General features: G+C 48.1%; 23 protein-coding genes. 6 read left to right on the top strand and 17 right to left on the bottom strand.

Annotation, left to right across the window (positions count from 1 at the left end; translation table 11 throughout):
* Positions 1–169: 169 nt before the first annotated feature.
* Positions 170–2683, bottom strand: a complete 2514-nt coding sequence (locus tag ACFPYJ_RS00300) for a bifunctional YncE family protein/alkaline phosphatase family protein (protein ID WP_379186030.1) — start codon at positions 2681–2683, stop codon at positions 170–172.
* 333 nt (positions 2684–3016) lie between these two features.
* On the bottom strand, positions 3017–5383 hold the full coding sequence (locus ACFPYJ_RS00295) for a beta-propeller fold lactonase family protein (RefSeq protein ID WP_379186029.1): 2367 nt from the start codon (positions 5381–5383) through the stop codon (positions 3017–3019).
* Between the two features lie 373 nt (positions 5384–5756).
* Here ACFPYJ_RS00295 and ACFPYJ_RS00290 point away from each other — a divergent pair, with 373 nt between their 5' ends.
* From ACFPYJ_RS00290 to ACFPYJ_RS00270, 5 genes are all read left to right on the top strand, one after another.
* On the top strand, positions 5757–5912 hold the full coding sequence (locus tag ACFPYJ_RS00290; RefSeq protein ID WP_379186028.1) for a winged helix-turn-helix domain-containing protein: 156 nt from the start codon (positions 5757–5759) through the stop codon (positions 5910–5912).
* A 317-nt stretch (positions 5913–6229) separates the two neighbouring features.
* Complete coding sequence (locus tag ACFPYJ_RS00285) at positions 6230–7198, top strand: metal ABC transporter solute-binding protein, Zn/Mn family (RefSeq protein ID WP_379186027.1); 969 nt, start codon at positions 6230–6232, stop codon at positions 7196–7198.
* A gap of 21 nt (positions 7199–7219) precedes the next feature.
* On the top strand, positions 7220–7984 hold the full coding sequence (locus ACFPYJ_RS00280; RefSeq protein ID WP_379186026.1) for a metal ABC transporter ATP-binding protein: 765 nt from the start codon (positions 7220–7222) through the stop codon (positions 7982–7984).
* A 5-nt stretch (positions 7985–7989) separates the two neighbouring features.
* Positions 7990–8925 carry a metal ABC transporter permease gene (locus tag ACFPYJ_RS00275; protein WP_379186025.1) on the top strand — a complete coding sequence of 312 codons (936 nt, stop codon included), beginning with the start codon at positions 7990–7992 and terminating at the stop codon, positions 8923–8925.
* Positions 8922–9794, top strand: a complete 873-nt coding sequence (locus ACFPYJ_RS00270) for a metal ABC transporter permease (protein ID WP_379186023.1) — start codon at positions 8922–8924, stop codon at positions 9792–9794. Before ACFPYJ_RS00275 ends, ACFPYJ_RS00270 begins: the two co-directional genes overlap by 4 nt.
* Before the next feature lie 284 nt (positions 9795–10078).
* On the opposite strand, the gene groL is transcribed toward ACFPYJ_RS00270, so the two are convergent.
* From groL to ACFPYJ_RS00230, 8 genes are all read right to left on the bottom strand, one after another.
* The gene (gene groL, locus ACFPYJ_RS00265; RefSeq protein ID WP_379186021.1) at positions 10079–11716 is read right to left on the bottom strand and encodes a chaperonin GroEL; all 1638 of its coding nucleotides are present in this window, start codon (positions 11714–11716) and stop codon (positions 10079–10081) included.
* An 80-nt stretch (positions 11717–11796) separates the two neighbouring features.
* On the bottom strand, positions 11797–12078 hold the full coding sequence (gene groES, locus ACFPYJ_RS00260) for a co-chaperone GroES (RefSeq protein WP_379186020.1): 282 nt from the start codon (positions 12076–12078) through the stop codon (positions 11797–11799).
* Between the two features lie 212 nt (positions 12079–12290).
* On the bottom strand, positions 12291–13040 hold the full coding sequence (gene tatC / locus ACFPYJ_RS00255) for a twin-arginine translocase subunit TatC (protein WP_379186041.1): 750 nt from the start codon (positions 13038–13040) through the stop codon (positions 12291–12293).
* A gap of 147 nt (positions 13041–13187) precedes the next feature.
* Positions 13188–13418: a twin-arginine translocase TatA/TatE family subunit gene (gene tatA / locus ACFPYJ_RS00250; RefSeq protein ID WP_379186019.1), complete on the bottom strand. Its 231-nt coding sequence runs from the start codon at positions 13416–13418 to the stop codon at positions 13188–13190.
* Between the two features lie 191 nt (positions 13419–13609).
* On the bottom strand, positions 13610–14641 hold the full coding sequence (locus ACFPYJ_RS00245) for a molybdopterin-binding protein (protein ID WP_379186018.1): 1032 nt from the start codon (positions 14639–14641) through the stop codon (positions 13610–13612).
* Positions 14638–15132 (bottom strand): MogA/MoaB family molybdenum cofactor biosynthesis protein, encoded by a 495-nt coding sequence (locus ACFPYJ_RS00240; protein WP_379186017.1) that lies wholly within the window; start codon positions 15130–15132, stop codon positions 14638–14640. Before ACFPYJ_RS00240 ends, ACFPYJ_RS00245 begins: the two co-directional genes overlap by 4 nt.
* A gap of 36 nt (positions 15133–15168) precedes the next feature.
* Positions 15169–15639 carry a cyclic pyranopterin monophosphate synthase MoaC gene (gene moaC, locus ACFPYJ_RS00235; RefSeq protein WP_379186016.1) on the bottom strand — a complete coding sequence of 157 codons (471 nt, stop codon included), beginning with the start codon at positions 15637–15639 and terminating at the stop codon, positions 15169–15171.
* The gene (locus ACFPYJ_RS00230; RefSeq protein WP_379186015.1) at positions 15620–16315 is read right to left on the bottom strand and encodes a 5-formyltetrahydrofolate cyclo-ligase; all 696 of its coding nucleotides are present in this window, start codon (positions 16313–16315) and stop codon (positions 15620–15622) included. Before ACFPYJ_RS00230 ends, moaC begins: the two co-directional genes overlap by 20 nt.
* Positions 16316–16576: 261 nt before the next feature.
* On the opposite strand from ACFPYJ_RS00230, the gene abc-f reads away from it, so the two are divergent.
* Positions 16577–18520 (top strand): ribosomal protection-like ABC-F family protein, encoded by a 1944-nt coding sequence (gene abc-f / locus ACFPYJ_RS00225; RefSeq protein ID WP_379186014.1) that lies wholly within the window; start codon positions 16577–16579, stop codon positions 18518–18520.
* Here the strand turns inward: abc-f and ACFPYJ_RS00220 are convergent.
* From ACFPYJ_RS00220 to ACFPYJ_RS00190, 7 genes are all read right to left on the bottom strand, one after another.
* Positions 18517–20217: a YhgE/Pip family protein gene (locus tag ACFPYJ_RS00220; protein ID WP_379186040.1), complete on the bottom strand. Its 1701-nt coding sequence runs from the start codon at positions 20215–20217 to the stop codon at positions 18517–18519. The genes abc-f and ACFPYJ_RS00220 overlap by 4 nt on opposite strands.
* Positions 20218–20227: 10 nt before the next feature.
* On the bottom strand, positions 20228–20737 hold the full coding sequence (locus ACFPYJ_RS00215; protein ID WP_379186013.1) for a YhgE/Pip domain-containing protein: 510 nt from the start codon (positions 20735–20737) through the stop codon (positions 20228–20230).
* A 151-nt stretch (positions 20738–20888) separates the two neighbouring features.
* Positions 20889–21356, bottom strand: a complete 468-nt coding sequence (locus ACFPYJ_RS00210) for a YhfM domain-containing protein (RefSeq protein WP_379186012.1) — start codon at positions 21354–21356, stop codon at positions 20889–20891.
* Positions 21357–21944: 588 nt separating this feature from the next.
* Positions 21945–22751, bottom strand: coding sequence for a class I SAM-dependent methyltransferase (locus tag ACFPYJ_RS00205; RefSeq protein ID WP_379186011.1), 807 nt, complete (start codon positions 22749–22751; stop codon positions 21945–21947).
* Between the two features lie 128 nt (positions 22752–22879).
* Entirely contained in the window at positions 22880–24421 is a 1542-nt protein-coding gene (locus ACFPYJ_RS00200) for a 2-isopropylmalate synthase (RefSeq protein WP_379186039.1), read from the bottom strand.
* Positions 24422–24705: 284 nt separating this feature from the next.
* Entirely contained in the window at positions 24706–24945 is a 240-nt protein-coding gene (locus ACFPYJ_RS00195) for a hypothetical protein (RefSeq protein ID WP_379186010.1), read from the bottom strand.
* 845 nt (positions 24946–25790) lie between these two features.
* Positions 25791–26362: hypothetical protein (locus ACFPYJ_RS00190; protein WP_379186009.1), on the bottom strand; the 572-nt coding region annotated here is incomplete at its 5' end.

Raw genomic sequence — 26362 nt, 5'->3', positions numbered from 1 at the left:
CGATCTCCACTCCTTGTTCTTAAACAAATCATTGCAGTGAAAACCCCATTTCCCTGAGCACCAAAACCCGGGAACATGGGGAGATTTTCACATCCATACTAAATGAGGAGGCAGAAGGTCTGCCTCCATCAAAACTGTAGTCGAAATCTAAAAATGGACTTTACCTTTTTTACCATTTTATTTGTAACGGTCCGTTCTCTTCCACCGCTTCGGCGTTTCCGGCGTTTTCGTTGTTCTTTTGACTACGAATGTTCGATTTCACTTTGGGCATTTGGCTTCCGGCGCCTTTGACGCTTTGCCAAATCGCTTTATTCAAGAGCTGTGCCGGCGCCCGGTCTTCGACCGAAAAGTCCATGGCAGACGATTCGGCGGCTAACGGAGCGTCAGGCTTGTTCACTTCGTCAAGCGACTGTTTCGGCGTAATCGCATCATACGTTTTGAAATTCGGTTTGTCCGTAAACGAGTTAACCATCGGGAGAGCGGATGCGTCAAACTGCGTCAATGGCGGCACGCCAACGATCAATTCAATCGAACGGAGCATGGAAGTGGTCGTATAATGTGTGGAATCGACTTTTCCGGTTTGCGTGTAAGGACTGATCACCAGGGCAACTGTACGGTGCGCGTCAACGTGATCCGGTCCGTCCTGCGCGTCGTCCTCGACGACGAAGATAGCCGTATCTTTCCAGTATTTCGATTTGGAAATGGTATCTACAAGGCGGCCGACAGCCATATCGTTGTCTGCAACCATGGCTTTTGGCGAAAGCTGACCTACCGTGGTTCCGACTGTGTGATCAATTGGGAGCCGGACAAGCTGTACGGTCGGCAAGTTGTCGTTTTTCTCGTATGTCCGGAGCTCTTTCAGCCACTCGTCAACCCTTACTTGATCTTTGACTTTCATGTCGTAGCCGGGGTAGGCCATATCGGTATGGCTCGCCAGTCCGGGCAAGCTTGCCGGGATGCTGCCGTAATTGTAAAAGCCAAAGTTGCGGTAGCTGACGTTGTTTTGGGAGAACCTGTCCCAAATATATGCATTTTCAAAGTTGCCGTTCGGAATCGAAGAGATATTATCGGCGTACGTGTCTTTAATACGGTTACGGCCGGAGTAGTTTGCCGGCCACGTTTTCTGTACGTAAGTGTTCGCCATCCCGGCTACCGTCCAGTTCCAGCCGTCGGAGGAAACTTCACCGTCCGCAAAGAAGTTGTCCAATGTCACAAACTGGCGTGCTAACTGGCGGGTATTTGGTGCTGACTCATCTCCAAAGAGATTAAGATTCGGATCGCCATTGCCTTTTTCAAGGCTCCCTAATACCTGATCGTAGGTACGGTTTTCTCTGACGACGTAGATCACATGCTTGATCGGCGAAGGATCACCGACGCGGCGGGGAATCACTTGTTGGTCTTTGGATCCCTTGACCGTACGTACCTTATCTCGTTCGTCAAAGCCATTGTTGTCTACAACCTGTTTGGTATAGTGGGCAAGTTTATTCGTGGCCGGTACATCGATAATGGAGAGAGTACCAATCTCCATCGAACCGGAATACTGATCCGCTGACGTTGGGGTGTTATCATAAGGGTTTGGACCGTTCGGGTTCGGTCCTGCACCGTATCCTTTCGAGTTTGCTACATAAAGCTGTTTGCCGTCGTGTGAAACCTCAATGCCTGTCGGGTACCAGGCGGTCGGGATCATTCCCTCAATTTTGTCTTGCTTGTTGTTTTTGGCGAGACTTATGACCACGACGTCATTGTTCCCCGCGTTCGTCACATACAGGGAATTTCCATCCGGCGATACCGTCAGTGCATCAGGGCTGCTGCCCTCTTTTGCACCTTTGTAAGGCGCCAATTCGATGGTCCGCGTTACTTGATTTTTAGCTGTGTCGATAACGGAAACGGTATCACTGTCGGTGTTTGCTACATAAAGCTCGTTTCGGATAGGATTTAACCGCATAGCGCTTGGATGCGCCCCTACCTCAATGGTCCCCGTAACGTCAGCGCTAGCCGTATCGATGACCGAAACCGTTGTGCCTCCCCAATTGCTTATGTAAGCCGCTGCTCCATCTTTAGAGAGTGTAACCAAATAAGGGTTGTGTCCGACAAGAGTGGTTTTCTTGACGCTGCCGCTTGACAGGTCAATAATAGACATCGAATCGTTCAGATTATTAGCAGCATACAACGTCTTGCCATCGGATGATATCGCGAGTCCGGCTGGGAACGTGTTCATTTTTTTACCGTTACTATCGACAGCTGGCATTAGGATTGGAGCAATCTCGCTTAGCTGTTGACCTATTACGTCATAAACGCGGATTTTGTTATTCCCGCCAGCGGAAGCATAAACCTTTTTACCGTCAGGGCTGTAGACAACGCCTAAAAATAACGCTTCGGGCGATTTATACGGAATAGTTTGGATAACTTTGCCGCTCTTACGGTCGACTACCATGATGGACTGGATGGATTGGCCGTTGTTGCTAATCAATAGAGTTTTTCCGTCGGGACTCAGGGTCATTCCATATGGACGGTCACCAAGATTCACCTGTTCGCCAGCGGGGGTTAACGTCCAGCCATTTGCAAATCCGTCGACTTGGGCGCCCCAGGGGAACGGGAAGCTGTTTAAAGCGAAAGCGGTGCTGGAACCAAGAACCAACGATGACAGCAGAATTCCCGAGATAAGCTTCTTGTTTAATTTCAAAGTATAAATCTCCTTTTAATAGTTGCGAGTATACTATTTTCGGGTGAGACCGCTATTTTTTTGGTAGCTGCTATTTATATTATAGTAGCATAGAAAATAGATATATTTGTTAAGATTATTTATAGATTTTTTAAAAAAGGTTATGAAAGAGAAATAAAAAGCGTTTATTATTGATTTTATATGATATAAAAACGCGTTATCGTTCGGATTTCCACTCCTTGCCTTAAATGAAAGGAAAACCCCATCCCCTTGGGCCGAAAACCTAGGGACATGGGGTTTGCATCTTACTTTTGATTACAGGGATGCTACTTATTAATCCTGTTAATAATCATATTATTTCTTTTCAGGATACGACTGGTTTCCTTTAGTAGCCGCCCATAAAATATGATTAAGTGTATCCGGGTCTGCAGCATCCGGTTTGGAGAAATCCAATTTCATCGATTCTTGCGCCATTGGTGCATTTTGACCGTTCTTCAGGTCAATCGGATATTGCGGCTGCTCGCTCTCGTATGGAGCAAATTTCGGATGAATCGTGAACGCATTCAGCATCGGAATAGCGGATGCGTCAAACTGGGTCATCGGCTTCAAACCGAAGAACAATTCCATGGTACGAAGCATGGATGACGTACTATAGAAGGTGCTGTCCACTTTTCCGGTTTGCGTATACGGACTGATGACAAGCGCCGTAGAGCGGTGAGCATCTACATGATCCGTTCCTGATTGCGCATCGTCCTCGACTACGAAAATCGCCGTATCTTTCCAGTACGGGGAATGGCTCACTGCCTCCACCATTTTCCCGATGGCAAGGTCATTCTGCGCTACAAAAGCTTGTGGTGTATAAGTGCCCGGATTCGTACCGTTTGTATGATCCCCAGGCATTTGTACGACTTCTAATGCCGGAAGATTTCCGTTTTTAACAAATTGTTGGAATTCATTGTTCCATTCATCAAAACGTTGCAGGTCTGTAACACTTAATGTCCAGCCCGGATAATTGATGTCATAATTGTTGCCTATCGATTTATCGTTCGGTACCCATTGATTCGTAGTTGTATCTTTTCTAGTGAATTCGCCGTAGTCGCGGAATGTAAGGCCATGATTCATAAAGTTGTTCCAAATGTGACCGGACTCGGAATATTCAGCCGGATCCGTTCCTTCGTAATCATAGAGATGATCCGATTGACGATAAGATTTTTCTTTAAAGTCATTCGCAATCGCCCCCACCGTCCAATCATGTCCGTCCGGGCTGGCTTCCGCATCGTCATAGAAGTTATCAATAGTGACATACTGTTCAGCGAGTTTATGCTGATTTGGCGTAATTTCCCTGCCGTACTGGGTTAAACTTGGGTCCCCGTTACCTTTTCCCAAATCGCCAAATACTTGATCGTACTTTTTATTTTCCTTGATGACATAAATGACATGTTTGATAGGCGATTTTTGACCTTCAACTAGCGGGATCGGGTTGTTGTCGTTCCCCATGAACCCTTCCAACCAACCGTTGCCCGTAACCTTGTAAATCGTATTATTGTCTTGAACCTGTTTGCTGTATTCTTCTAATTGTTTATCATCCGGTATATTAATGAAAGACAGGGATCCTCGACGCGTATTTGATGCTAATCCTTTAGCGTTCATAACCAACAGTTGCTTGGTTTCTTCGTTGATAAATACCCCGGACGGATACCATGCGGTTGGAATCAAACCTTTTACTACAGGTTCCTTTTTATCGTTGAGATCGACTACCGCAATATCGTTATTTCCGGCATTGGATACATACATCGTTTTTCCGTCTTGGCTTATAGTTAAAGCATTTGGAATAGACCCGACTTGTGCCCCCTTATATGGAGCAAGTGAAATCTTTTGGATCTCTTGTTGTTTTGCTGGATCAATGACCGAGATTTCATCGCTGTCGGAATTGACTACATAAATCATGCCATTAACCGGATTCTCTGCTATCGCATTGGGGTGCAGGCCTACCGGGATCGTTTTTACAACAGACAAGTCATTCGGATTTAAAACACTGATACTGCTCTCTCCCCAATTGGTCACATACAGCATGCCGCCGTTATGGGTAAGAAACGCCGTATAAGGATGGTTTCCTACATCCGCTGTTACTTTGATTTGTCCCGTAGCAAGGTCGATCATGGAAACGGAATTGTTCATGTTATTGGCTGCATACAAGAACTTTCCGTCCGAAGAAATGGAGATCCCCGCCGGGGAGAAGGTAGTCATTTTCAAAACAGGATCGATTACCTTGGCTCCCTGCATCACAATAGGGGCCTTCTCTGTAAGCATTCCGTTATCGAATTGGAACACGGCAATTTTGTTGCTTACTCCTGAGGCATAGACGGTTTTTCCGTCAGGGCTGAATACTACGCCAAGGAACAGCCCTTCCGAAGGTTTCACCTCAGAGATGACCTTCTGTTGCAGTACGTCTATAACCTGCAGCGATTTCGTTGTGCCGTCATTTGAAACAATCAGATACTTGCGGTCCGGGCTGATGGCTCCGCCAAACGGTTTGTTCCCCAAATCCACTTGTGTTCCGGCCGGAGTAAGCGTCCATCCGTGAGGGTTGACCCCAGTGCCGTCTCCTTTGGGACCTACAACGAGCGATGAAGCAGCATAAATGCTGCCCGAGCCGAGCAGTAATGTCGTCAACGCCACCGCTGAAATGAGCTTCTTCTTACTCTTTATAAGTTTTTTCATGTGTCGTCACCTCTCCTGATATAAGATTTAACAACCAAAAACTTACTCTTGCTATTGTACGATTTAGATACTAGCACAAAATAATAGTACAAAAATGAGAGGTCCGTTAATAAAAATGAGACATTTGAACTATTTACAGGTTTTCACCGACTTTCAAACTAATGATAGTACAGCCACCACTACTTATTGGAGAATAGGCTAAATTGACAGGAATCATGGACATGAAAAGTCGATTACCACATTCAGCTGCAAATGTTCTTCCATGTCGACGGATTGAAGCATTTTCGGTTGGACGGCGGACGATTCGGCGCTTTCATGTTAAATCAATTTTAACTAGAGGCTAATAAAGCATCTCTCCTATCGGAATATCACGATGGACGTCGAAAGGATGAGCGTGTTCCGGGCGGAACAAGCGATCCACTTGACAAAGAAGGAGTTCGACATTCTTAGGCTATTCCTCCTGAATCCGGGCCATGTGGTGACGCGGGATCAATTGCTGGACGAAAATTGGGGAACCGAACCGCTATGAATCTCAAAATCAGTGCTTCACTGTTAGCCTCAACATTGGATGGCGATTGCATTCGATGAGAAATGTACGAGCTTGTTACACAGAGCAATGATCTTTATTAAAAGAAAATGTTTACCAAAGGAAAAATTTTTGTTGTTGAGCAAACATTTTTGTTGTAGAGTAACAATTAAGAATTCGAAAAATGTGCAGTCTTTTTTTTTGCCTAATATGTTTCCTTTGGGAAACATATTTTCCTCAATGAAAGAAAGAGGTAATTATCATAAAGCTTCATAGAGCAGTGTTTTTAAATCCATATAAAATGAGGAGAAAATTAAACGATGCAAATCACAACAAAATCAATATCACGCGGTTCGATTCAAAGGCTCTTCCTTACTCTACTAGTTATTGGTTGCGTGGCCCTCGTGTCCGCATGCGGCAACAAGAATGTTTCGTCGGGTGCAGAAGGAAAAATTAAAGTGACAACAACAGTCGGAATGATAACCGATGTCGTTAATCAAGTTGGCGGGGAGCATGTGGAAGTAACGGGTCTTATGACAGCAGGTGTTGACCCCCACTTGTATAAAGCGTCCCAAGGCGATATCGAAAAGCTGGATAAGGCCGATATCATCTTTTACAACGGCCTTCATTTGGAAGGGAAAATGGTCGAGATTTTTGAGAAGATAGCTAAAAAGAAAACGACAGTGGCCGTCTCGGAATACATCGATCACACTACGCTGAGAACCGGAGCCCAAAATGGAATGGACACCGAATACGATCCACACATCTGGTTTAATGTGAAACATTGGATGAAAGCAACCGAATCCATTCGGGATACACTCATCAAGCATGATCCGGAACATGCTGCCGATTACCAAAAAAACACTGAATCTTACCTGAATCAATTGCAGCAGCTCAACGATGAGGTAGCTGAGAAAATCAGAACCATTCCAGAAGAAAGTCGCATACTGGTGACGGCACATGATGCATTCGGATATTTCGGCGATGCCTATGGACTAAAAGTTATGGCGTTACAAGGTATGAGCACGGCTTCTGAGGCCGGTACGAAAGATGTAACAGATTTGCGGGACTTTCTCGTCGAAAAGAAAATCAAAGCGATTTTTATAGAATCCAGCGTTCCCCGCAAGGCAATTGATGCCGTCATTCAAGGTGCCAAACAAAAGGGCCATGAGTTGTTAATTGGTGGCGAGTTGTTCTCCGACGCCATGGGGGAAGAGGGAACAATGGAAGGCACCTATATCGGAATGGTTCGTCACAACGTGGAAACGATTGTGAAAGCACTAAAATAATGCGCAAAGGAGAAACTGAACATGCCTGCTAAACCTTTAAAAATTCATAATATGTCAGTTGCTTATCAGAAAAAACCGGTGCTTCGAGACGTCACTTTCGAGGTTCCAGAAGGAAAACTAATTGGCATCGTCGGGCCCAACGGCGCTGGGAAATCGACACTAATTAAAGCAGCACTCGGCTTGATTCCTCGTCTGTCCGGCGATGTATCTATCTATGGAAAACCATATGCAGAGCAGCGTAAGCTGGTCGGTTATGTTCCCCAGCGGGAATCCGTCGATTGGGACTTTCCAACGAATGCGCTAGATGTAGTGATGATGGGACGTTATGGGCATTTGGGCTGGTTTAAACGTCCTGGCAGTACCGAAAAAAGAATCGCTATGGAATGCCTTGCGAAAGTCGGTATGACGGATTTCGCCGATAGACAAATTAGCCAGCTTTCCGGGGGCCAGCAGCAGCGAATCTTCCTAGCGAGAGCACTCGCTCAAGATGCCAAGCTCTATTTTATGGATGAGCCGTTTGTCGGCGTCGATGCGGCCACGGAAAAAGCAATCATTACACTGTTGAATGAGTTGAAGATGCAAGGCAAAACTGTGCTGGTTGTCCACCATGATCTAGCCACAGTCAAAGAATATTTCGACTGGCTCATGCTGTTGAATGTGGAAATTATCGCCTTTGGACCTACGGAACAAATGTTCACTGCTGACAAATTACAGCAAACTTATGGTGGGAAATTAACGATGCTGGATCGGGATAACCAGTCAACCTTAATCATGAACGGGAGGTAATGGCGATGTTCGATTGGTTAACGGTGTTCCAGGACCCCAACGTGCAGTGGATCCTCATCGGTTGCATGCTGCTTGGTGTGAGCAGCGGGGTTATTGGCAGCTTTGCCTATTTGCGTAAACAATCCTTGATGGGTGATGCCTTATCACATGCCGCTCTTCCCGGTGTTTGCATCGCCTTCATGCTGAGCGGATCAAAATCCATTGTCTTCTTCCTGATCGGTGCCGCCGCTGCAGGTATTGTGACAACCTTCGGTATTGGCTTTATTACACGCAATACAAGGATCAAGCAGGACACCGCCTTGGCCATCGTACTTTCAACATTTTTTGGCCTCGGTATCGTCTTGCTTACTCAAATTCAACATAGTGGAAACGGGAATCAAAGCGGTCTGGATAAGTTCTTATTCGGTCAGGCTGCTACCATGATGAAGGTCGACGTCTTAATTATGGTCATTTTTTCCATTGTTCTAATTGGTATTTGCACGATATTATTCAAAGAATTTAAGCTGCTCAGTTTTGATCCTGGATTTGCCCGTGGTATCGGTTATCCCGTTGCTTTTCTGGATCAGCTGATCATGTTTCTAATCGTAGTTGCGGTAGTCGTTGGCATTCAGGCCGTGGGTGTCGTGTTAATGGCCTCCCTATTGATTACTCCTGCCGTAACGGCAAGGTATTGGACGGAAAAACTTGGACTTATGGTCGTGTTTTCCGGAGTCATTGGTGCCTTTAGCGGTCTAGCAGGTACGTTCATCAGCGCGAATGGCAACAATTTACCAACCGGTCCGTTAATCATGCTTGTCGCTACCTCCATGTTCGTCTTCTCGGTCATAGCCGCTCCGCGCCGAGGGATATTATCCAAAATAATGTTGCGCGCTTCTGTCCGAAGTAAAGTGAGACAAGAGCAATCGATGCTGCAGGTGGATCGGGGGGAGAAATCCGTATGAGTACATTTTGGATTATTTTAACCGGTGCGCTTGTTGCAAGCACATGCGGCATTGTAGGCTGTTTCCTCGTACTGCGGAAGATGGCGATGATCGGAGATGCGATTAGCCACTCCGTACTGCCGGGTATTGTGATCGCCTTTCTGATCAGTGGATCGAGGGACTCCCTTTTCATGCTGCTCGGCGCCGCAGCCCTTGGCCTACTCACAGTGTTCCTGATTCAGATGTTCCATCAAAGCGGTGTTCAGTCAGATGCTTCGATCGGTGTCGTATTCACTGCACTCTTTGCTGTCGGAGTCGTTCTAATCAGTATGTATACCAAACATATCGATTTGGATCTCGATTGTGTGCTTTACGGAGAGATTGCTTACGTGCCTTGGAACACAATCCATCTGGCGGGAATCGACATCGGACCAAAAGCGGTTTGGGGGGTTGGTCTAGCGCTGCTCCTTAGCATCGTTCTTATCTCTGCTTTTTACAAGCAGTTTAAGCTTTGCTCTTTCGATCCCGCTTTAGCCGCGGCGGTCGGTATCCCGGTTGCCTTATTTCACTACTTGCTTATGGGCCTCGTTTCTGTCAGCACAGTCGCTTCTTTTGAGAGCGTCGGGGCCATTCTAGTTGTTGGCATGCTTGTCGTTCCGCCCGCCACTGCTTATCTGCTCACGGAAAAACTGAATCAGATGATCATTTACAGTGTTGTGATCGGCTGTTGCAGCTCCGTCCTTGGCTATTATGCAGCTCATTTGCTGGACGCTTCGATTGCTGGAAGCATGATCAGCGTCGCTGGTGGAATATTCCTGCTCACCCTTCTCTTCTCACCAACACATGGCGTCATAATCCGTAATTTTAAGCAGAGACGATTGATGCAGTGACATACAGATGACACTACTGAAATTTATTACGAAATGAAGCCCCGAGCTTAACTTCTCTACGATTAGCATAGGCTCCACGATAATCCAAAAACGACGCTTAAGATTTATACCCACGTCACAGAGAAGGTGCAGAAGAATGCTGTCGATAAAGTTACCATCTACTTCTCGGACATTCTGAAGCCCTTCAGCTTGCAATAAATGTGAGGTTTTTGTAGGTTTTAAACAAAAACGGGACCCCGAAAGATCCCGTTTTCCTTGATATATAAGGGTTTATGATGCAGCGATTACATCATGCCGCCCATTCCGCCCATGCCACCCATGCCGCCCATATCAGGCATGCCTGGTTTGTCTTTCTCTGGTTTGTCAGCAACAACTGCTTCAGTTGTCAGGAACATAGCTGCAACGGAAGCTGCGTTTTGAAGAGCGGAACGTGTTACTTTCGCAGGGTCAACGATACCAGCTGCGAACATGTTTACCCACTCGCCAGTAGCTGCGTTATAACCAACGCCGATTTCTTCGTTTTTCAGACGCTCAACGATAACGGAGCCTTCTTGGCCTGCGTTCGCTGCGATCGTGCGTACAGGCTCTTCCAGAGCGCGAAGAACGATGTTAACGCCTGTTTTCTCGTCGCCTGCTGCGTTAACAGCTGCAACTGCTTTGTATACGTTCACGAGTGCAGTACCGCCACCGGAAACAACGCCTTCTTCAACCGCTGCGCGAGTTGAGTTCAGAGCATCTTCGATGCGGAGCTTACGCTCTTTCAATTCAGTTTCAGTTGCTGCGCCAACTTTGATAACCGCTACGCCGCCAGCAAGCTTAGCAAGACGCTCTTGCAGTTTCTCACGGTCGAAGTCGGAAGTTGTTTCTTCCAGCTGCGCACGGATTTGGTTGATGCGAACATCGATATCTTTCTTGTCGCCAGCACCGTCAACAACGATTGTGTTTTCTTTCGTTACACGGATTTGACGAGCGGAACCAAGCTGTTCCACTGTTGTTGCTTTGAGCTCAAGACCAAGCTCTTCTGTGATCACTTGGCCGCCTGTAAGAGCAGCGATATCGCCAAGCATTGATTTACGGCGGTCGCCAAAGCCTGGAGCTTTAACAGCCACGCAAGTGAATGTACCGCGAAGACGGTTAACAAGAAGCGTAGCAAGAGCTTCGCCTTCAACATCTTCTGCGATGATCAGCAGTTGCTTGCCGGATTGAACAACTTTCTCAAGAACCGGAAGGATCTCTTGAATGTTGGAGATTTTTTTGTCAGTGATCAGAATATATGGGTTGTCCAGGACAGCTTCCATTTTATCTGTGTCTGTGATCATGTATGGGGAAAGATATCCGCGATCAAACTGCATACCTTCAACCACTTCAAGCTCGGTTACGAAGCCTTTGGATTCTTCAACGGTGATAACGCCGTCGTTGCCGACTTTCTGCATAGCTTCAGCGATCAATTGACCGACTTCATCATCGCCGGAGGAAATGGAAGCAACTTGAGCGATGGATTGTTCGCCTTCGATTGGTTTCGCGATTGCTTTCAGTTCTTCAAGAGCAGCACGAACTGCTTTCTCGATACCTTTGCGGATAACCATAGGGTTAGCGCCTGCAGTAACGTTCTTCAAGCCTTCGCGAATCATCGCTTGAGCAAGAACGGTTGCAGTTGTTGTACCGTCACCGGCAACATCATTTGTTTTGGTAGCTACTTCTTTAACAAGCTGAGCACCCATGTTCTCGAAAGCATCTTCCAGCTCGATTTCTTTAGCGATGGAAACACCATCGTTTGTGATCAGCGGGCTGCCGAATTTCTTCTCAAGAACCACGTTGCGGCCTTTAGGGCCCAGTGTAACTTTAACTGCATTCGCAAGAGCGTCTACACCGCGCAGCATTGCGCGACGAGCGTCTTCGCCGAATTTAATTTCCTTAGCCATTGTCAATTACCTCCTGAAAATATAGTGGTCTACCGTTAAGTATGGTCATACATGTATGATCGAGTCAAAGTGTGCTTTGCTTATCCTAGAATGGCGTGGATATCGCTTTCTTTCATAATCAAAAGCTCTTTGCCTTCGTATTTAACTTCAGTGCCTGCATATTTGGAGAACAACACGCGGTCGCCTTCCTTAACTTCAAGAGCAATGCGAGCGCCTTCTTTCAACGTGCCGCTGCCTACTGCGATTACTTTGCCTTCTTGCGGCTTTTCTTTCGCGTTGTCCGGCAGCAAAATGCCGCTTGCAGTCGTTTCTTCTTTCGCGATTGGCTCAATCAATACGCGTTCACCCAAAGGTCTGATCATGAAAATAGCCTCCTTCTAATTTATGTTGCTCTATATTCTTGTTAGCACTCGCAACTGTTAAGTGCTAACAACCATTTTTAATAATACCGATTTTGAATCCAAATTTCAAGTGCTTCCCGTCAATTTGCATGATTTTAATAGTAATAATTTAGTATACGCTTTGAAAACCCAGTATCCGCGCAGCAAAAAAGCCGGCTGTCCGCCGACTTTACTTAGTTTTCATATTCTTCTTCAAATTCTTCTTCCCATGCTTTATCCGCTGCCTGCTGTTTGCGATAGACCATGCTTGAGAGGATAACACTGACCTCATACAGCAGAATCAGCGGGATCGCAACCAAGGAATCGGACACAAAATCCGGCGGCGTCACAACAACGCCGATAAAGATCAAGATGAAATACGATAAGCGTCTCATCTTGCGGAGGCGCTGTGGGTTCAAAATCCGCAGCTTAGTCAGAAACATAATCGCGATTGGGAGTTCGAACAATAAAGAGATTGGAATCAGAATATTGAACATAAACGAGAAATACTGCATAATGCCGTAGGTTTCTTCCAAATTGAGGTGCTTGGCAACATCTGTCGTGAAATTAAAAGCCAAAGGAAAAACGACAAAATACGAGAAAGCCAGTCCAATCAAAAACATGATCAGGACAAAAGGCACATAAAGCAAAGTTGCCCGCTGTTCTTTCAAGCGCAGAGCCGGCTTTACAAAGCCCCATAGCTGATAAGCTGCGAAAGGCAGCACGAGCACCAGTGCAATAACAAGAGCGAATTTCATATACATGCCGATCCCGTCCCATAACGAGAAAGCATGCAGCGACATCCCGTTCACAGGCTCCTGCTTCATCAAGTAATTATAAGCAGGATCGGCCAGCAATAATCCGATGATCATGCCAATAATCAGAACGATAAGCACATAAATCAATCTTCGGCGAAATTCGCCAAGATGCTCAAACAACGACATTAACTGTTGATCATCATGAGAAGATCCTGGTGTCTTAGATTCAGTCACCGGCTATTCGCCTCTCTTTCTATAAATAGGTGCTGAAAGTGATAACTGCCTTGTAACTCTTCATACATTCGTCGCTGCTCATAAAAAAAGCGGGCCCCGTTAGTCCGGGAGCCGCTTGTTGTCCGCCTCTGCGTCGGTTTTACGGTTTACTTCGATCCGACTTGTATCCTTGCGGTCATCGTTATCTTCCATTATATCCCTGGCACCTGCTTTAAATTCCTTCAGCGTACGGCCAAATGCCCGGCCCAGCTCAGGTAATTTGTTCGGCCCGAACAGCAGCAGGGCAATAAGAGCAAGCAGGATAAATCCCGTTACACCAATTCCACCCATGATGACACCTCCTAAAGTTTTTGCGATACACCAAGATTACACTTCCTGCAGGCAAAAACAGCTTCGGAAGCATACGCTAAGTTTTTGCGATACACCAGATTACACTTCCTGCAGGCAATAACGGCACCGGAAGCATACGCCCGATCAGTCAAAAACCAACTTTGGCAGCTTATAGTTCTTTATTCCTATTCCTAACAGCCGTGCAAACCACCGTAGCCCATCTGTACAATATCTTCTCTCGTAATTACATCTCCTGCAAGAATGCGGGGAAGCAGCACATCAAACGAGGTATAAGGATCATGCATGACACAGCCAGGCAATCCCATAATTGGTATGCCTTTCAGATAACCCATCAGCAGCATTGAGCCTGGAAGCATAGGCGTTCCGTAGCTCACAATGTTTGCACCCGCTTCTTTAATAGCAGCAGGCGTGCGGTCATCAGGATCGACGGACATTCCGCCGGTTACTACTATCATATCATACCGTTGTTCCAGCAAGTAGTGTATTTCCTTGACAATTGTATGTCGGTCATCCGGTGCGAACCGCTGCTCCGCGATCTCTGAACCAAGCGCCTCCACGATTCGCCTTACGGCAGGCCCGAATTTATCTTGAATGCGGCCGGAGAACACTTCTCCGCCCGTTGTCAGAAGTCCGATACGGAAAGAGCGAAGCGGCCTTATTCGAACCGGAGAGCGTCCTTCGTGCAGCAGCCGGTAATTATGGATTAGTTCCTCTACACGGCTCACTTTCTCCTCAGGAACAAACAAAGGGACGACTCTCGTTGCCGCGAGCTGACCGCCTGGTTTGACAACGGCATGGGTATGCAGAGTCGCCAGCGCAATTTCGCCTAAATTATTGATGGCATGAACAATGGAAGCCTCTATAACGGCAATTCCTGGGACATCGAGACCGGATTTAATGGCAACTTTGCCTTCATGAGGTTCGGTCATTTGCGTACCTTCACCTTGAAGCGCGGCTGCCATTCGCATAGCGGCTTCATCCTCGTGGAGCTCACCAACGCCCAGCTCCATGATATAGATATGCTCTTTGCCGATATCAAGCAGCTTCGGAATGTCGGCCTCCGTTATGACATGGCCTTTTTTGAACAAACGGCCTTTGAACTGACCAGGGATAATTTGTGTCAAATCATGCGCCAGCCTTAGACCGACTGCTTCCTGCACGGGCACTTCCTTCAAGACCGTTCCTGTACTTGGCTGCGTCATTCGTTGTGATCCCCCATTCGGCCGGAAAGGATACTTAGTGCATGAGGGAGCTGATCCATAATTGCCAGCAAATTCTCATGCACCCCCTTTGGGCTTCCCGGTAAATTAATGATGAGCGAGCGGCCTCGAATGCCGCATACACCACGGGAGAGCATGGCGCTTCGGGTGCGCTGAATAGCCCCGATCCGCATTGCTTCGGCCAGGCCCGGGACAATCCTGTCGATTACCTTGATTGTCGCCTCCGGGGTCAAATCACGCGGAGCAAGACCCGTGCCGCCCGTTGTGATCACAAGATCTGCTTGAAAATAATCCGTCATTTCGATAAGGGCGGCCATGATCTCATCCATTTCGTCAGGTACGATGCGATAATCGACGATTTCCCCGCTTAATTCTTCTTCAACCAGCTCTCTAATGACCTGCGCGCTTGTATCTTCCCGTTCGCCGCGCGAGCCTTTATCGCTTGCCGTTAATAATGCCACTTTCCACCGCATGAACCTCTCCCCCAATCAGAAGAACGAATAACTTCGTTAACTTTGGACGTAATCCCCGCTTTTGCCGCCGCTTTTGGATGCCAGATACGTCGGTCCGATGACCATATCCTTCTGCAGCGCTTTACACATGTCGTATACGGTCAAGGCAACCGCAGAAACAGCGGTTAAGGCCTCCATCTCGACACCTGTCTTGCCAGTTGTTTTAACTGTTCCTTCTATATATAGTTCATCTGCCCCATTATCGGCAAATGTAATATTTACACCAGTCAGCGGCAGCGGATGGCACATCGGAATCCAGTCCGATGTCTTCTTCGCCGCCATAATTCCCGCGATTTGGGCAACCGCAAGCACATCTCCCTTGCCAATGGTTCCGGCTTTGATTCGCGATAGCGTCTCGCTTGCCATGGTTACGGTTGTTCGGGCAACCGCAATCCGGGTCGTAATTTCTTTATCCGAGACATCCACCATACGAGCGCGTCCCTGTTCGTTAAAATGGGTCAGATCCATGATTTGCTCCTTTCGGCAGATGAGAAATGGATGCAGAAGTCCACCGCAGGCCCTGCTCTGTCACGACAGCTTGCAGCCTTGCATCATGCGGATCCATCGGAACCTCATGAGTCAGTTGTAATTCATACCCTGCGCCAATCCAATATGGGAATCGCTTCGCTTGTTCAGCAGTCAGCTTGCACAATCGCTCGTAAAACCGATCGTAATACCCGCCGCCATAACCTAATCTTCCACCAAGCAAATCAAAAGCAAGTCCAGGTACAATAATGATATCCGGTATAAACGAATCCGCACATCGCTCCGCTTTATGTGGATCCGGCTCCAATATTTCGTACGCGCCTGGGACAAGCTCTTCCCAGCCCTTGATGCTGTACAGCTCCATCGAACGATCTGCTCGCACGCAGCGCGGAACGATAATGGTTAGATGAGAACGCCAGCCCCATTCAATGAGCGGCTTCGTATCCAGCTCCGAACGAAAGGGGACATAGACCATGAGACGCAGACTATGGAAGGTTTCCTGCTGCTGTTCAAGCCAGTCTATAACCGCTTGGCAGGCTGCTTCAGACCTGCTCGAGCGCAGCTGCTCCGATAAGCTGTCACGCCTGACAATAGCGGCTGCTCGCGCTTCCTTCTTCTGCTGGTAAAAAGCCTCTGAATCCGCGTTCTGCTCCATCATTACCGTCCTTGCCTTTTCTAAACATAGTTGTATCTTAGTTTACCACTGTTGACCATATTTCGCCAATCGTCAGACAAACGAAAATAGCCTGTTCCGGCATAAGCGCAGAGATCGCCGCCTTACGGAGAAGAGAGCCTCCCTTATCAGTCGCGTTTCCGCACAAATTCATGTAATATAAGGAGAAACGGCTTAGGCCATAAAAGCATTTGGGCATTAAAAAATAATGTCATTAAGCTTTCTTATTTGGAGGTTCGTTCGACTATGCTTCTTCAAGTATCCGATATATCCAAAAGCTATGGTGCGAGCAGTGTGCTCTCATCCATTACCTTTCAAGTACAGCCCCGCGAACGAGTCGGACTGGTCGGCGTCAACGGCGCCGGCAAATCCACCCTGCTGCGCATTATCGCAGGAGAGATGTCGGCTGACTCCGGGACCATCTACAAAGCTAAAGAGACGACCATCGGCTATTTGGCACAATCCAGCGGCTTGCAATCCGACCGTACAATCGAAGCCGAAATGCGCGCCGTGTTCGCCCATCTGACAGAAGCCGAACAGGAGCTTCGCTCCCTCGAGCAGCAAATTGCCGATCCGGTTCTGCATGCCGATACCAAACAATATGAAGCGACCTTAGAGCGTTATGCACGTTTATCCGAGTGGTTTCGGGAAAAAGGCGGCTTCGAGATGGAAACGCGCATCCGCAGCATTTTACACGGAATGGGCTTTAGCCAATTTCCGCCGGAGACCGTTATCTCAACTTTAAGCGGCGGTCAGAAGACGCGGCTTGCTCTTGCCCGGATCCTGCTCCAATCCCCCGACTTGCTCATGCTTGACGAGCCTACAAATTATCTCGATATTGAGACGTTGACGTGGCTTGAGGATTATTTGCGCGGCTATGAGGGCGGCATTCTTGTTGTTTCCCACGACCGCTATTTCCTCGATGCTGTCGTTCAGACCATAGTAGAGATCGAGCGGCATACAGCCAGGCGTTATACAGGCAACTACAGCCGGTTTATTGATATCAAGGCTGCCGAATATGAAGCTCAAATGAAGCAATTCGACAAGCAGCAGGATGAAATTGCGAAGCTTGAGGATTTTGTTCAGCGCAATCTTGTCCGTGCTTCGACAACCAAACGGGCTCAAAGCAGACGTAAAACACTGGAAAAAATGGAACGTTTGGATAAGCCGCTAGGCGACCTGAAGAAAGCACATTTTTCGTTTGAAATCGATCGCCAAAGCGGTAATGATGTGCTTGATATTCATGATTTGTCGATTCAATTTGCAGAGAAAAGCGATCCCTTATTCCGCAATGTGACATTCCGTCTTGAACGAGGCGAGAATGTGGCGCTTATTGGTCCCAACGGGATCGGCAAGTCGACTCTTCTTAAAGCGATCGTAAGCGACAAGCCTGATGTGGCTCACGGAACATTTAAATGGGGTACCAATGTGAAAATTGGTTATTACGACCAGGAGCATACGGGTTTAAACCATTCGAATACCGTTCTGGAAGAGCTTTGGAGCACCTATCCAGGCATCGAGGAAGCCCGAATCCGGACAGTACTGGGGAATTTTCTATTCAGCGGAGATGACGTTAAGAAACGCATCGGCTCACTTAGCGGCGGCGAGCGGGCAAGGGTTTCACTCTCCAAGCTCATGCTGGCACGCGCTAACATGCTTATTCTTGATGAGCCTACGAATCATTTGGATCTCTACAGCAAAGAGGTTCTGGAATCGGCTCTGCTGGATTACGACGGCACGCTTCTTTTCATTTCGCATGACCGTTACTTCCTTAATAAGATGGCAGAACGCATTGTCGAACTCCATCCGCAAGGAACTCATCATTTCCTGGGAAATTATGACGAAATGATCCAGAAAAAACGTGAAAACGAAGAACTGCAGATGGAAACGTTGTCATTTTCACAAGGAAAACAGGGGAAGCCTTCCCCTGTACCGGAAGCCCCTCCCCAATCTTCGTATGAAGCGGATAAACAGGCCAAGCGCGAAGAGCGGAACCGTCAGCGAAAGCTGGAGCAGTTCGAGCAGGATATTGCCCGTCTTGAAGGAGAAATCGGGCTGCTGGAGAGTCAGCTCACTGAACCCGATATCTATAATGACTATGTCCGTGTGCAGATGATCCAATCCGACATTGACGCCAAAAAGGCGCAGCTTCAAACCATATATGAGGCCTGGGAAGAGCTGTTAGCCTAGGCTGCGGTATGTTGAATTTCATCCATCACTTTATGTCGTTTCACCACATACAGCAATAGAAGTGAGCAAAGCCCGAATCCGGACAGCACGAGTGCAGTCCGGATTATTTCTTGTGCGCCGCCAGTAGAGATCAAATGACGCAAGCCTTCAACGGCATAGGTCATCGGCAGATAGGGCTGAATAAACCTGAACAGGCCCGGCTCCAGTTCAACCGGATAAGAACCTGAGCTTGAGGTCAGCTGGAGCATGAGGATAAGCACTGCTGCGAAACGGCCTACATCACTGCCAAGAATGGAGATCATCATGAACAAGATCGCGGTGAATACAAGCCCGATGAGGATCGCGTAAGCGTACATCGCCATCGGTGCTTCAACGGTAGGAATGCCAAGACCCGCATGCAGAATAAATACCGACAGCAGCGCCTGACAGACACTGACTGAGCACAGCGCCAAATACTTGTTGGTCAGATACGACAGAGGTCCTCTTGGATGCGCGCGCACCTGCGTAATATCAATGACGAAGAAGAGGACAAGCGATCCGACCCAGAGTGACAAAGCGATAAAATAAGGCGCAAAACCGACACCATTGCTCGGCACGGGATGTAAATTCGTTTCTTCCATTTCGACAGGGTTTTGGATGATTTGTTGTCGCTTCTCCGACTGATCGTCTTTGGCTGCAATCGCTGCGGCATCTGTGAGCTTGTTGGCCAGCTCCGCTTGTCCGCTGCTTATTTGCTTAAGCCCGTCGCGCAGTGAATTTGCCCCTTCCTCGAGCTTCGTATTGCCGACTCGCAGCGCTTCGACACCTCCATACAGCTGCAGCATGCCATTGACCAGCTTGCCGCTTCCGTCCTGAAGCTTCATCACACCGGCAGCAACATCCGAAATCCGGTCTGACACGGAATCGACAAGCGACTTCTGCTGGTCCAGCCAGTCTGATGCGTTCTTAGCCGACGTACGGAAACTCTCCATATCAGATGAAAGCTTATCAAGTGTTTGGAGCATCGCGGCAGCATTGCCCGATAATTGGGAAGTCGCCTGCTGCATAGACGCAGACAATGATTCTATAGATTGATTTAATGCAGTTAATGCCTGCTCTGCCTCCGCCCTTGCACCCTCCGCCGCTTCTAAACGTTGAACCGCTCTCTTGAAACGCTCGTCTTTGGATAAATCGGCAAACTGCTGACCAAGCTCGTTTAAGGAAGCCCGGCCTTCATCCATATTTTGTGCCAGGGTATCCAGTTTATCTTGAATCGGCGCCGCTGCATCGCGTACCTTTTGTAATTGCGCTGCTGAATCATTCACTGCCTGAAGCGAGTTTTTCATTTGCTGTACATTGGTTCGTACTTGACCCATCGTTGTTAGTAGTCCATTTTGAATGACTTCCAGCTGCTTATCCGCATCGCTCAGCTTGTCACCGCCGGATGTTCGTCTGTTAGTCCAGTCCACCATTGTTTTATTGAACAGCTCCGCGATTGTGCCTAGACGAATAAGACCATTCTCGAGCTCATTAGCTCCTGCTGTTAAAGGCGTAATACCTGCTTCAAGCTTCTTCATTCCATCCCCGGATTGGCGGAGCCCGCTTGACAATTGATCAGCGCCGACACTTGCTTGTTTCGCAGCTTCCGCTAATTTCGCCGCACCTTCTGCAGCCGCCTTCAAGCCCTTAGCACCGTTAAGAATCTGATCAAAAATCACCTTCAAATAATTAACCCGTGAGCTGCTGTCTAAGCTGCTCCTCCACCATATCCGCCACCGCCCGAACCACTTTTGCACTAAGCATGTTTGCGCCTTCGTTAATTTCATAGCGAAGATGCGTGTATTCAGGCGCATCCGTTCCGACACTATAGGCTTGCTCTGTGAACGAAGCCGGAATAAACAGCGCCAGTGCATAGGTATTATTCTCCACGCCTTGATGGGCCTTTGCTGCCGTTGTCTTCATCCATTTCGTCTTCTTATCAGAGGTAAGCTGAGCAGTCAGCTCTGAGCCAAGATTCGTCTGTTCTCCGCTCCGAACCCCTCCATTATCCTCATTAACGATCGCAAGCGGCAGCTGATGGACCCGTTCCGTCGGATTCCAGAACGCCCACAGGTAGATGAAGCTGTAAAGGAGCGGCAGCACCATCAAGCCAAGTACCGATTTGCGCATCACATTCGATGACCACATCTGCCGGATATCGAGCCACGCTAACCTTAACCCGCTCACTCGCTCATTCATTCCTGATCAGTCTCCTTCTTCGTAACTTGAGATATATCATTCTCTGGAAGAAGGTTTCATAATCATTGGCAAGCTCGTATGACAAATAACCTGGAAGTGACGGCTGATGGATAACCGGCTCCAGGTTTCGCCCTTGAATAACTCAGTTAAATTATTGCCGGGAAATAGGGAAGCCGGCCTGTTCCATAATCTCCCTTACGCTGTCTTCACCCTCAGTTGTAAACTGATAATAGCCGCTGTCATCCGAGCTGTCGGTAAACATGCCGCCAGTGCCTTTTATCCACAACGAGAATGTGACATCGCCTCCATCTTGCTTCATTGTAATCGTGTAGTCAGAAGGTTTTATATCCAGCTGCCCCATTTGATACAAGCCGCCTTCAAACGCACTAAGCGCTTCTTGAGCTTGATTGGATGCGTAGACTTTGGAGCTGTTGTTTGAATTATCTTTGATCCACATTGCTTGAACTTTCTCTGAATTGCTGTCGTGCTTGCTGCCCCAGGTTTCATAAGACCTGTTATTCGAGCTTGAGCATCCCGCTGTAAGCAATAAGATGAAGCACAGCATTAGGAATAATGAAGCGGATAGAAGTCTACGGTCTTTGATCAGAAAGTGCAGCATGATATCCCCCCGTTTGAACGTCTTGTATTCATGACGTGTGGATATTCAGAAGGGTTGCATAAAACCCGTGATCGACACAGGCAAATCCATTCTATCCCCTCTTTCCACAGGTTTATCCACAGCACTTCATGAATTGTGCCACAATTCACACACTACTGACTACTTCAATCGCTAATAAATTAACGATTTATTAATATACTACTCACATGTGGACAGACAGACCGTTTGTTTTACTCCCATTATCCACATTATCCACAGCCTGACTGTGAAAAACTTATCCCAACTTTGTGCACATTGTAAATGCCCGAATTTCGCGGGTTTGCGAAGATTGTGCACATTCCACCTAAACATTGTGGGCAAGTCTGTGGATAACTCCTAAAATATCCATGAGAATAAAAAAAAAGCAGGGATTTCCCCTGCTTTGCTTGTACCCTTATCGTATTTGCAGCCACAACGTATTCACATCCGATGCTCCGCCACTCATCGTACCCCGGCCAGTTCGTAAATGATAACGGCCCCCAAAATAACTCCGGCGTGTTTGGGCACATGGGGATAACATGAATAGGAAGCAAGGAGCGGTCAGGTCATTTATCTCCTCCGGCCAATGTAAAGCAAATGAGATGAAACCCCCAAAATGGACGAATCCTGCGCTGATTTAATGAGGAGATCCATCCATTTTTCTTTGTCCCCTTTGTCAGTCCAATATTGCTTCTGCTCGTTATCCATTAGTGCGCCGATGCTTGATGAACCAATTAGCTCTAAGGTCTCGAAGCCATAACTCTCCATGAAAGGCTTGATATCTTCAACATTGTAATAATAGCCACCTGTAAACCGGCCCGGGTCCCGATGATTAAAGATTCCCTCGTCTGCAAACTTATTTATCGCATCCATATTATCATTAGGCGCCCAGCTTTGTGGATAGAGCAAGGAGGTAATCATCATCCGCATGCGGCTTTGGAAGGCCACGAATACGATACCGTTATTCTTGGTCACACGATGCAGCTCACGGACAGCTGCGATACGTTCGTCAGCATGCTGCAGATGATACAAAGGCCCGAGCATAAGGGAAGCATCATGCGACTCATCTGGAATTCCATCCAATTGAACGGCGTTCAATACATGAAATCCGCTAAATTGTTCAAGCAGCCCTAATTCATCGGCTTTGCTTTGTGCAAGGGCAACTAAGCGGGGTGTGATATCGGACAAGGTCACGTTATAACCGCTTCCGGCTAGCTCAAATGCGTATTTTCCAGGACCCGCCCCATTATCCAGGATCATGCCGGAACGAGGCAAATATTGTTTCATGTAATGCCAATTAATGATGAACTCCAGAGGCTCCCGCTCCAGCCTTCCCCACTCATCGAAGCTGGAATAGTAAGCAATAACGTTATCCACAATGCTTCCTCTCCCTCACTGACAGATTAGAATGGATCAACTACCTTAGAGAGGAGCTACGGAAACCGAGCCCAAAAGCATCTTCATTCGCGATATCAGTCTCGTTTGTTCTTGTGTAACGGGATGCTCTAAATAGCCTCGTGCTTTTTCACAGCGGACTGACCGCTAAGAATCTGTTGATTGCATGCCCCCACATAAGCTTGAGCAGCTGCCAGAATGATATCGTTATGGATCGCAGTTCCTCGATATCTCTGATTGTTATGAACAATGCTGACAATGGCTTCGCCTCTGGCGTCTTCTCCTGTGGATAAGGAGTGCAGCTCCAGATCCTCGAAGGCACCGGCAGTGGGGATCGCTTGTTGAATACAGTGGATAACGGCCTCCAGCGGTCCTGTACCCATTCCTGTGAAGGTGCTTTCTTCTTGCGAGTCACGCTCGCGGATGGTCACTGAGGCAATACGGGATTTGTTCGTCCCCGCCAGCACCGTCAGATCAACAAGCGTGAAAGGATCATGCTGGGTATCGGTGGACTCACTGGCCAGACGAATAAGCTCATTATCAGGCACCAGTTTCAGCTCATCGGCTTTGGCAATAAAGCGGGTATACACATCTGCCAGCTGATCATCGCTTAGGCTAATGCCAAATTCATTCAAACGGTGCTTGATGGCATGCCGGCCGGAATGCTTGCCAAGTACAATCATGCTGCGCGGGATCCCCATCGCTTCGGGATCCATGATCTCGTAAGTGTTGCGGTTCTTCAGCAAACCATCCTGGTGAATGCCCGATTCATGCTGGAATGCATTGCGGCCGACAATTGGCTTGTTGAAGGCAATCGGGAAGTTCATCGCTCTGCTGACCATTCTGGAGGTTTCATAAATCTCGCTCATAACGATTCCGGTCTCTGCTCCAATAGCGGATTTACGTGTTTCGATCGCCATGACAAGCTCCTCCAGCGAGCAGTTGCCGGCACGTTCGCCGATCCCGTTTACCGTCACCTCAATTTGAGTCGCGCCGCCGCGAATGGCCGCTAAGCTGTTAGCTACCGCCAGACCAAGGTCGTTATGACAGTGCGCACTATAAATGACTTTGTCGCCGCCACGGGCTTGTTTGCGTACAGAACGGAACATTTCCTCGTATTCATCCGGCATCGCGTAGCCAAGCGTATCAGGCAGGTTAATAATCGTTGCGCCTTCTGCGATTACCGCTTCGACCATCTCGATGACAAACTCGCGGCCGGCGCGGCTGGCATCCATCGGCGAGAATTCAATCTCATTCACGAACTGCTTGCCGTAAGCAACCATTTCCCGGGCGATCTGGAGCACCTGCTCCCGGCTTTTCTTCAATTGGAAATCCATTTGAATATCCGAAGAAGAGATAAACAGATGCAGGCGGCGTTTTGCCGCATCTGCTGTCGCACGGACCGCAGCATCGATATCGATTTTCATCGCTCTTGCAAAACCGACAATCTCTACGTTGTTCAGCTCACGGGAAATCTGCTGTACCGCCGCAAAGTCACCAGGGCTTGAAATTGCAAATCCCGGCTCAATAATATCCACGCCAAGCTTAGCCAGCTGACGGGCAATAATGATTTTCTGCTCTGGAGCAAGTGTGGCTCCGGGCGATTGTTCGCCGTCACGAAGCGTGGTGTCGAAGATACGGATTCTTTTCATAGCGTCAGAAACGTTCGATGGATTAATGGTCATATGGGTTAACCTCCTGAAATAGTTGAGTTGAGTTGAGTTGAGTTCGAGCTTTCTGTTACAGGCTTTGAAACATTTAAGGATGTTAGAAAGCTGTGCAGAATAGAAGCTGTGCAGTTAGAAAGCTTCGCAGAGTTGAAACCTTCGCAGACAATAGAAAAAGCCCATCATCTCTTGTATCAAGAGACGACAGGCTTTGTGTGCTTGCCGCGGTACCACTCTAGTTGTCCGGACCATCAGTGGTCCGAACCCGCTTATGCAACCCGATTGTCCACTCGATGCGCACTTGCGTGCGGAGGATAAAGCCCTGACATTTCGCGAATCAACGCTACTTTGGCGAGCAACTGATCCACCTTAATCGAGCCTTGGTCAGATTGCACCCGATGACGGGGGTCAGCCGTATCGGAGTACGCTTCTGCTGAGCGAGCTGCCTGTTCGGCAATGCTCGGCAGGAGTTTCCCCCGTTCCGCTTCCAGGCGAGTTCGGACATCCATCGGCTGCGTCGCACCATCCCGCAGCTCTCTGCCGTCAACCACATCATGTGAATATGGTTCACGTATATTCCCGGATTGTAATCCTAATGCTCCTGTTCATAGCGTTTGATCTATTTGAGTTTCAACAATTTCATGAATGTGACAAACTTGCTTGGGCTGCTCCTAACACCGTATCCGCTGAGGAAAATCAAAAAAAGCCTGCCGTCTCTAATTCAAGAGACGACAGACTATGAAGTCCGCGCGGTACCACCCTTGTTGACGTTTTGCAAAAACGCCCACCTTAACGCGTCCCAACGACTCTAGAAATCGAAGGTTCGCACCTGATCACGGAGGCTAGCCGTTATAACGTACGCAATCGTGATGACAGCCTTGGCCTTCGGCCGAACCATCGATCGATTGTTTCCGCTGTACCGCTCCCAGGCGAGATTCTGGCTGCCATCGACTGCGTTGCACCAACCCGCAGCTCTCTAATCCCGGCATTGCCTTACTACTCCTGTTCGTCGCGTTTAGGAGGTATATCTGCAAGCCAATCTTGGCTGCAGCAACAATTGTGAAGTGTTGTTGCTTATTATATTCCCGAATAAATCGTCTGTCAATTCGGAAATTAAGATTATTTTGAAAAGGCGGAGAAGACCCGGCTTAAAGCCACTAACGAACCCTTACTGCCAACCGGGAACAAGAACAACGGGAAACACAGGAAATACGGGAGAACCAGAACAGGCCAAAAGGTGCTGCTGGATCAAATTTATATCACCTGAGCGAACAAAGAAAAGGGTTGAATCTATGCCGTTAATGGCTTTGACTCAACCCTTGTAAATGGCATGAATAATAAGCGCTTTAAATAATTAATATGCTACAGCATCGAGCGGCGTAATATGCAACTGCGTCGGATCGCGTAATATGCAGCAGCACCTGATCGCGTAGTTTGCTGCAGCACCAGTTCGCGTCGTTTGCTGCAGCACCAGTTCGCGTAGTTTGCTGCAGCACCAGTTCGCGTCGTTTACTGCAGCACCAGTTCGCGTATTTTGCTGCAGCACCAGTTCGTGTAGTATGCTGCAGCACCAGTCCGCGTAGTTTGCTGCAGCCACCAGATCGTTTTGCTGCAGCACCAGTTCGCGTAGTTTGCTGCAGCACCAGTTCGCGTAGTTTGCTGCAGCACCAGTTCGCGTAGTTTGCTGCAGCACCAGTTCGCGTAGTTTGCAGCAGCACCAGTTCGTGTAGTATGCTGCAGCACCAGTTCGCGTAGTTTGCTGCAGCACCAGTTCGCGTAATTTGCTGCAGCACCAGTTCGCGTAGTTTGCTGCAGCACCAGTTCGCGTAGTTTGCATGGCACCTGATCGCGTAGTTTGCTGCAGCACCAGTTCGCGTAGTTTGCTGCAGCACCAGTTCGCGTAGTTTGCTGCAGCACCAGTTCGCG

The organism is Paenibacillus solisilvae (assembly GCF_042656405.1).
In the GTDB taxonomy this organism is placed as follows: Bacteria; Bacillota; Bacilli; order Paenibacillales; family Paenibacillaceae; genus Paenibacillus_Z; species Paenibacillus_Z solisilvae.
The sequence above is the reverse complement of the archived record's forward strand: the minus strand, read 5'-3'. Positions and strand labels throughout refer to the sequence as shown.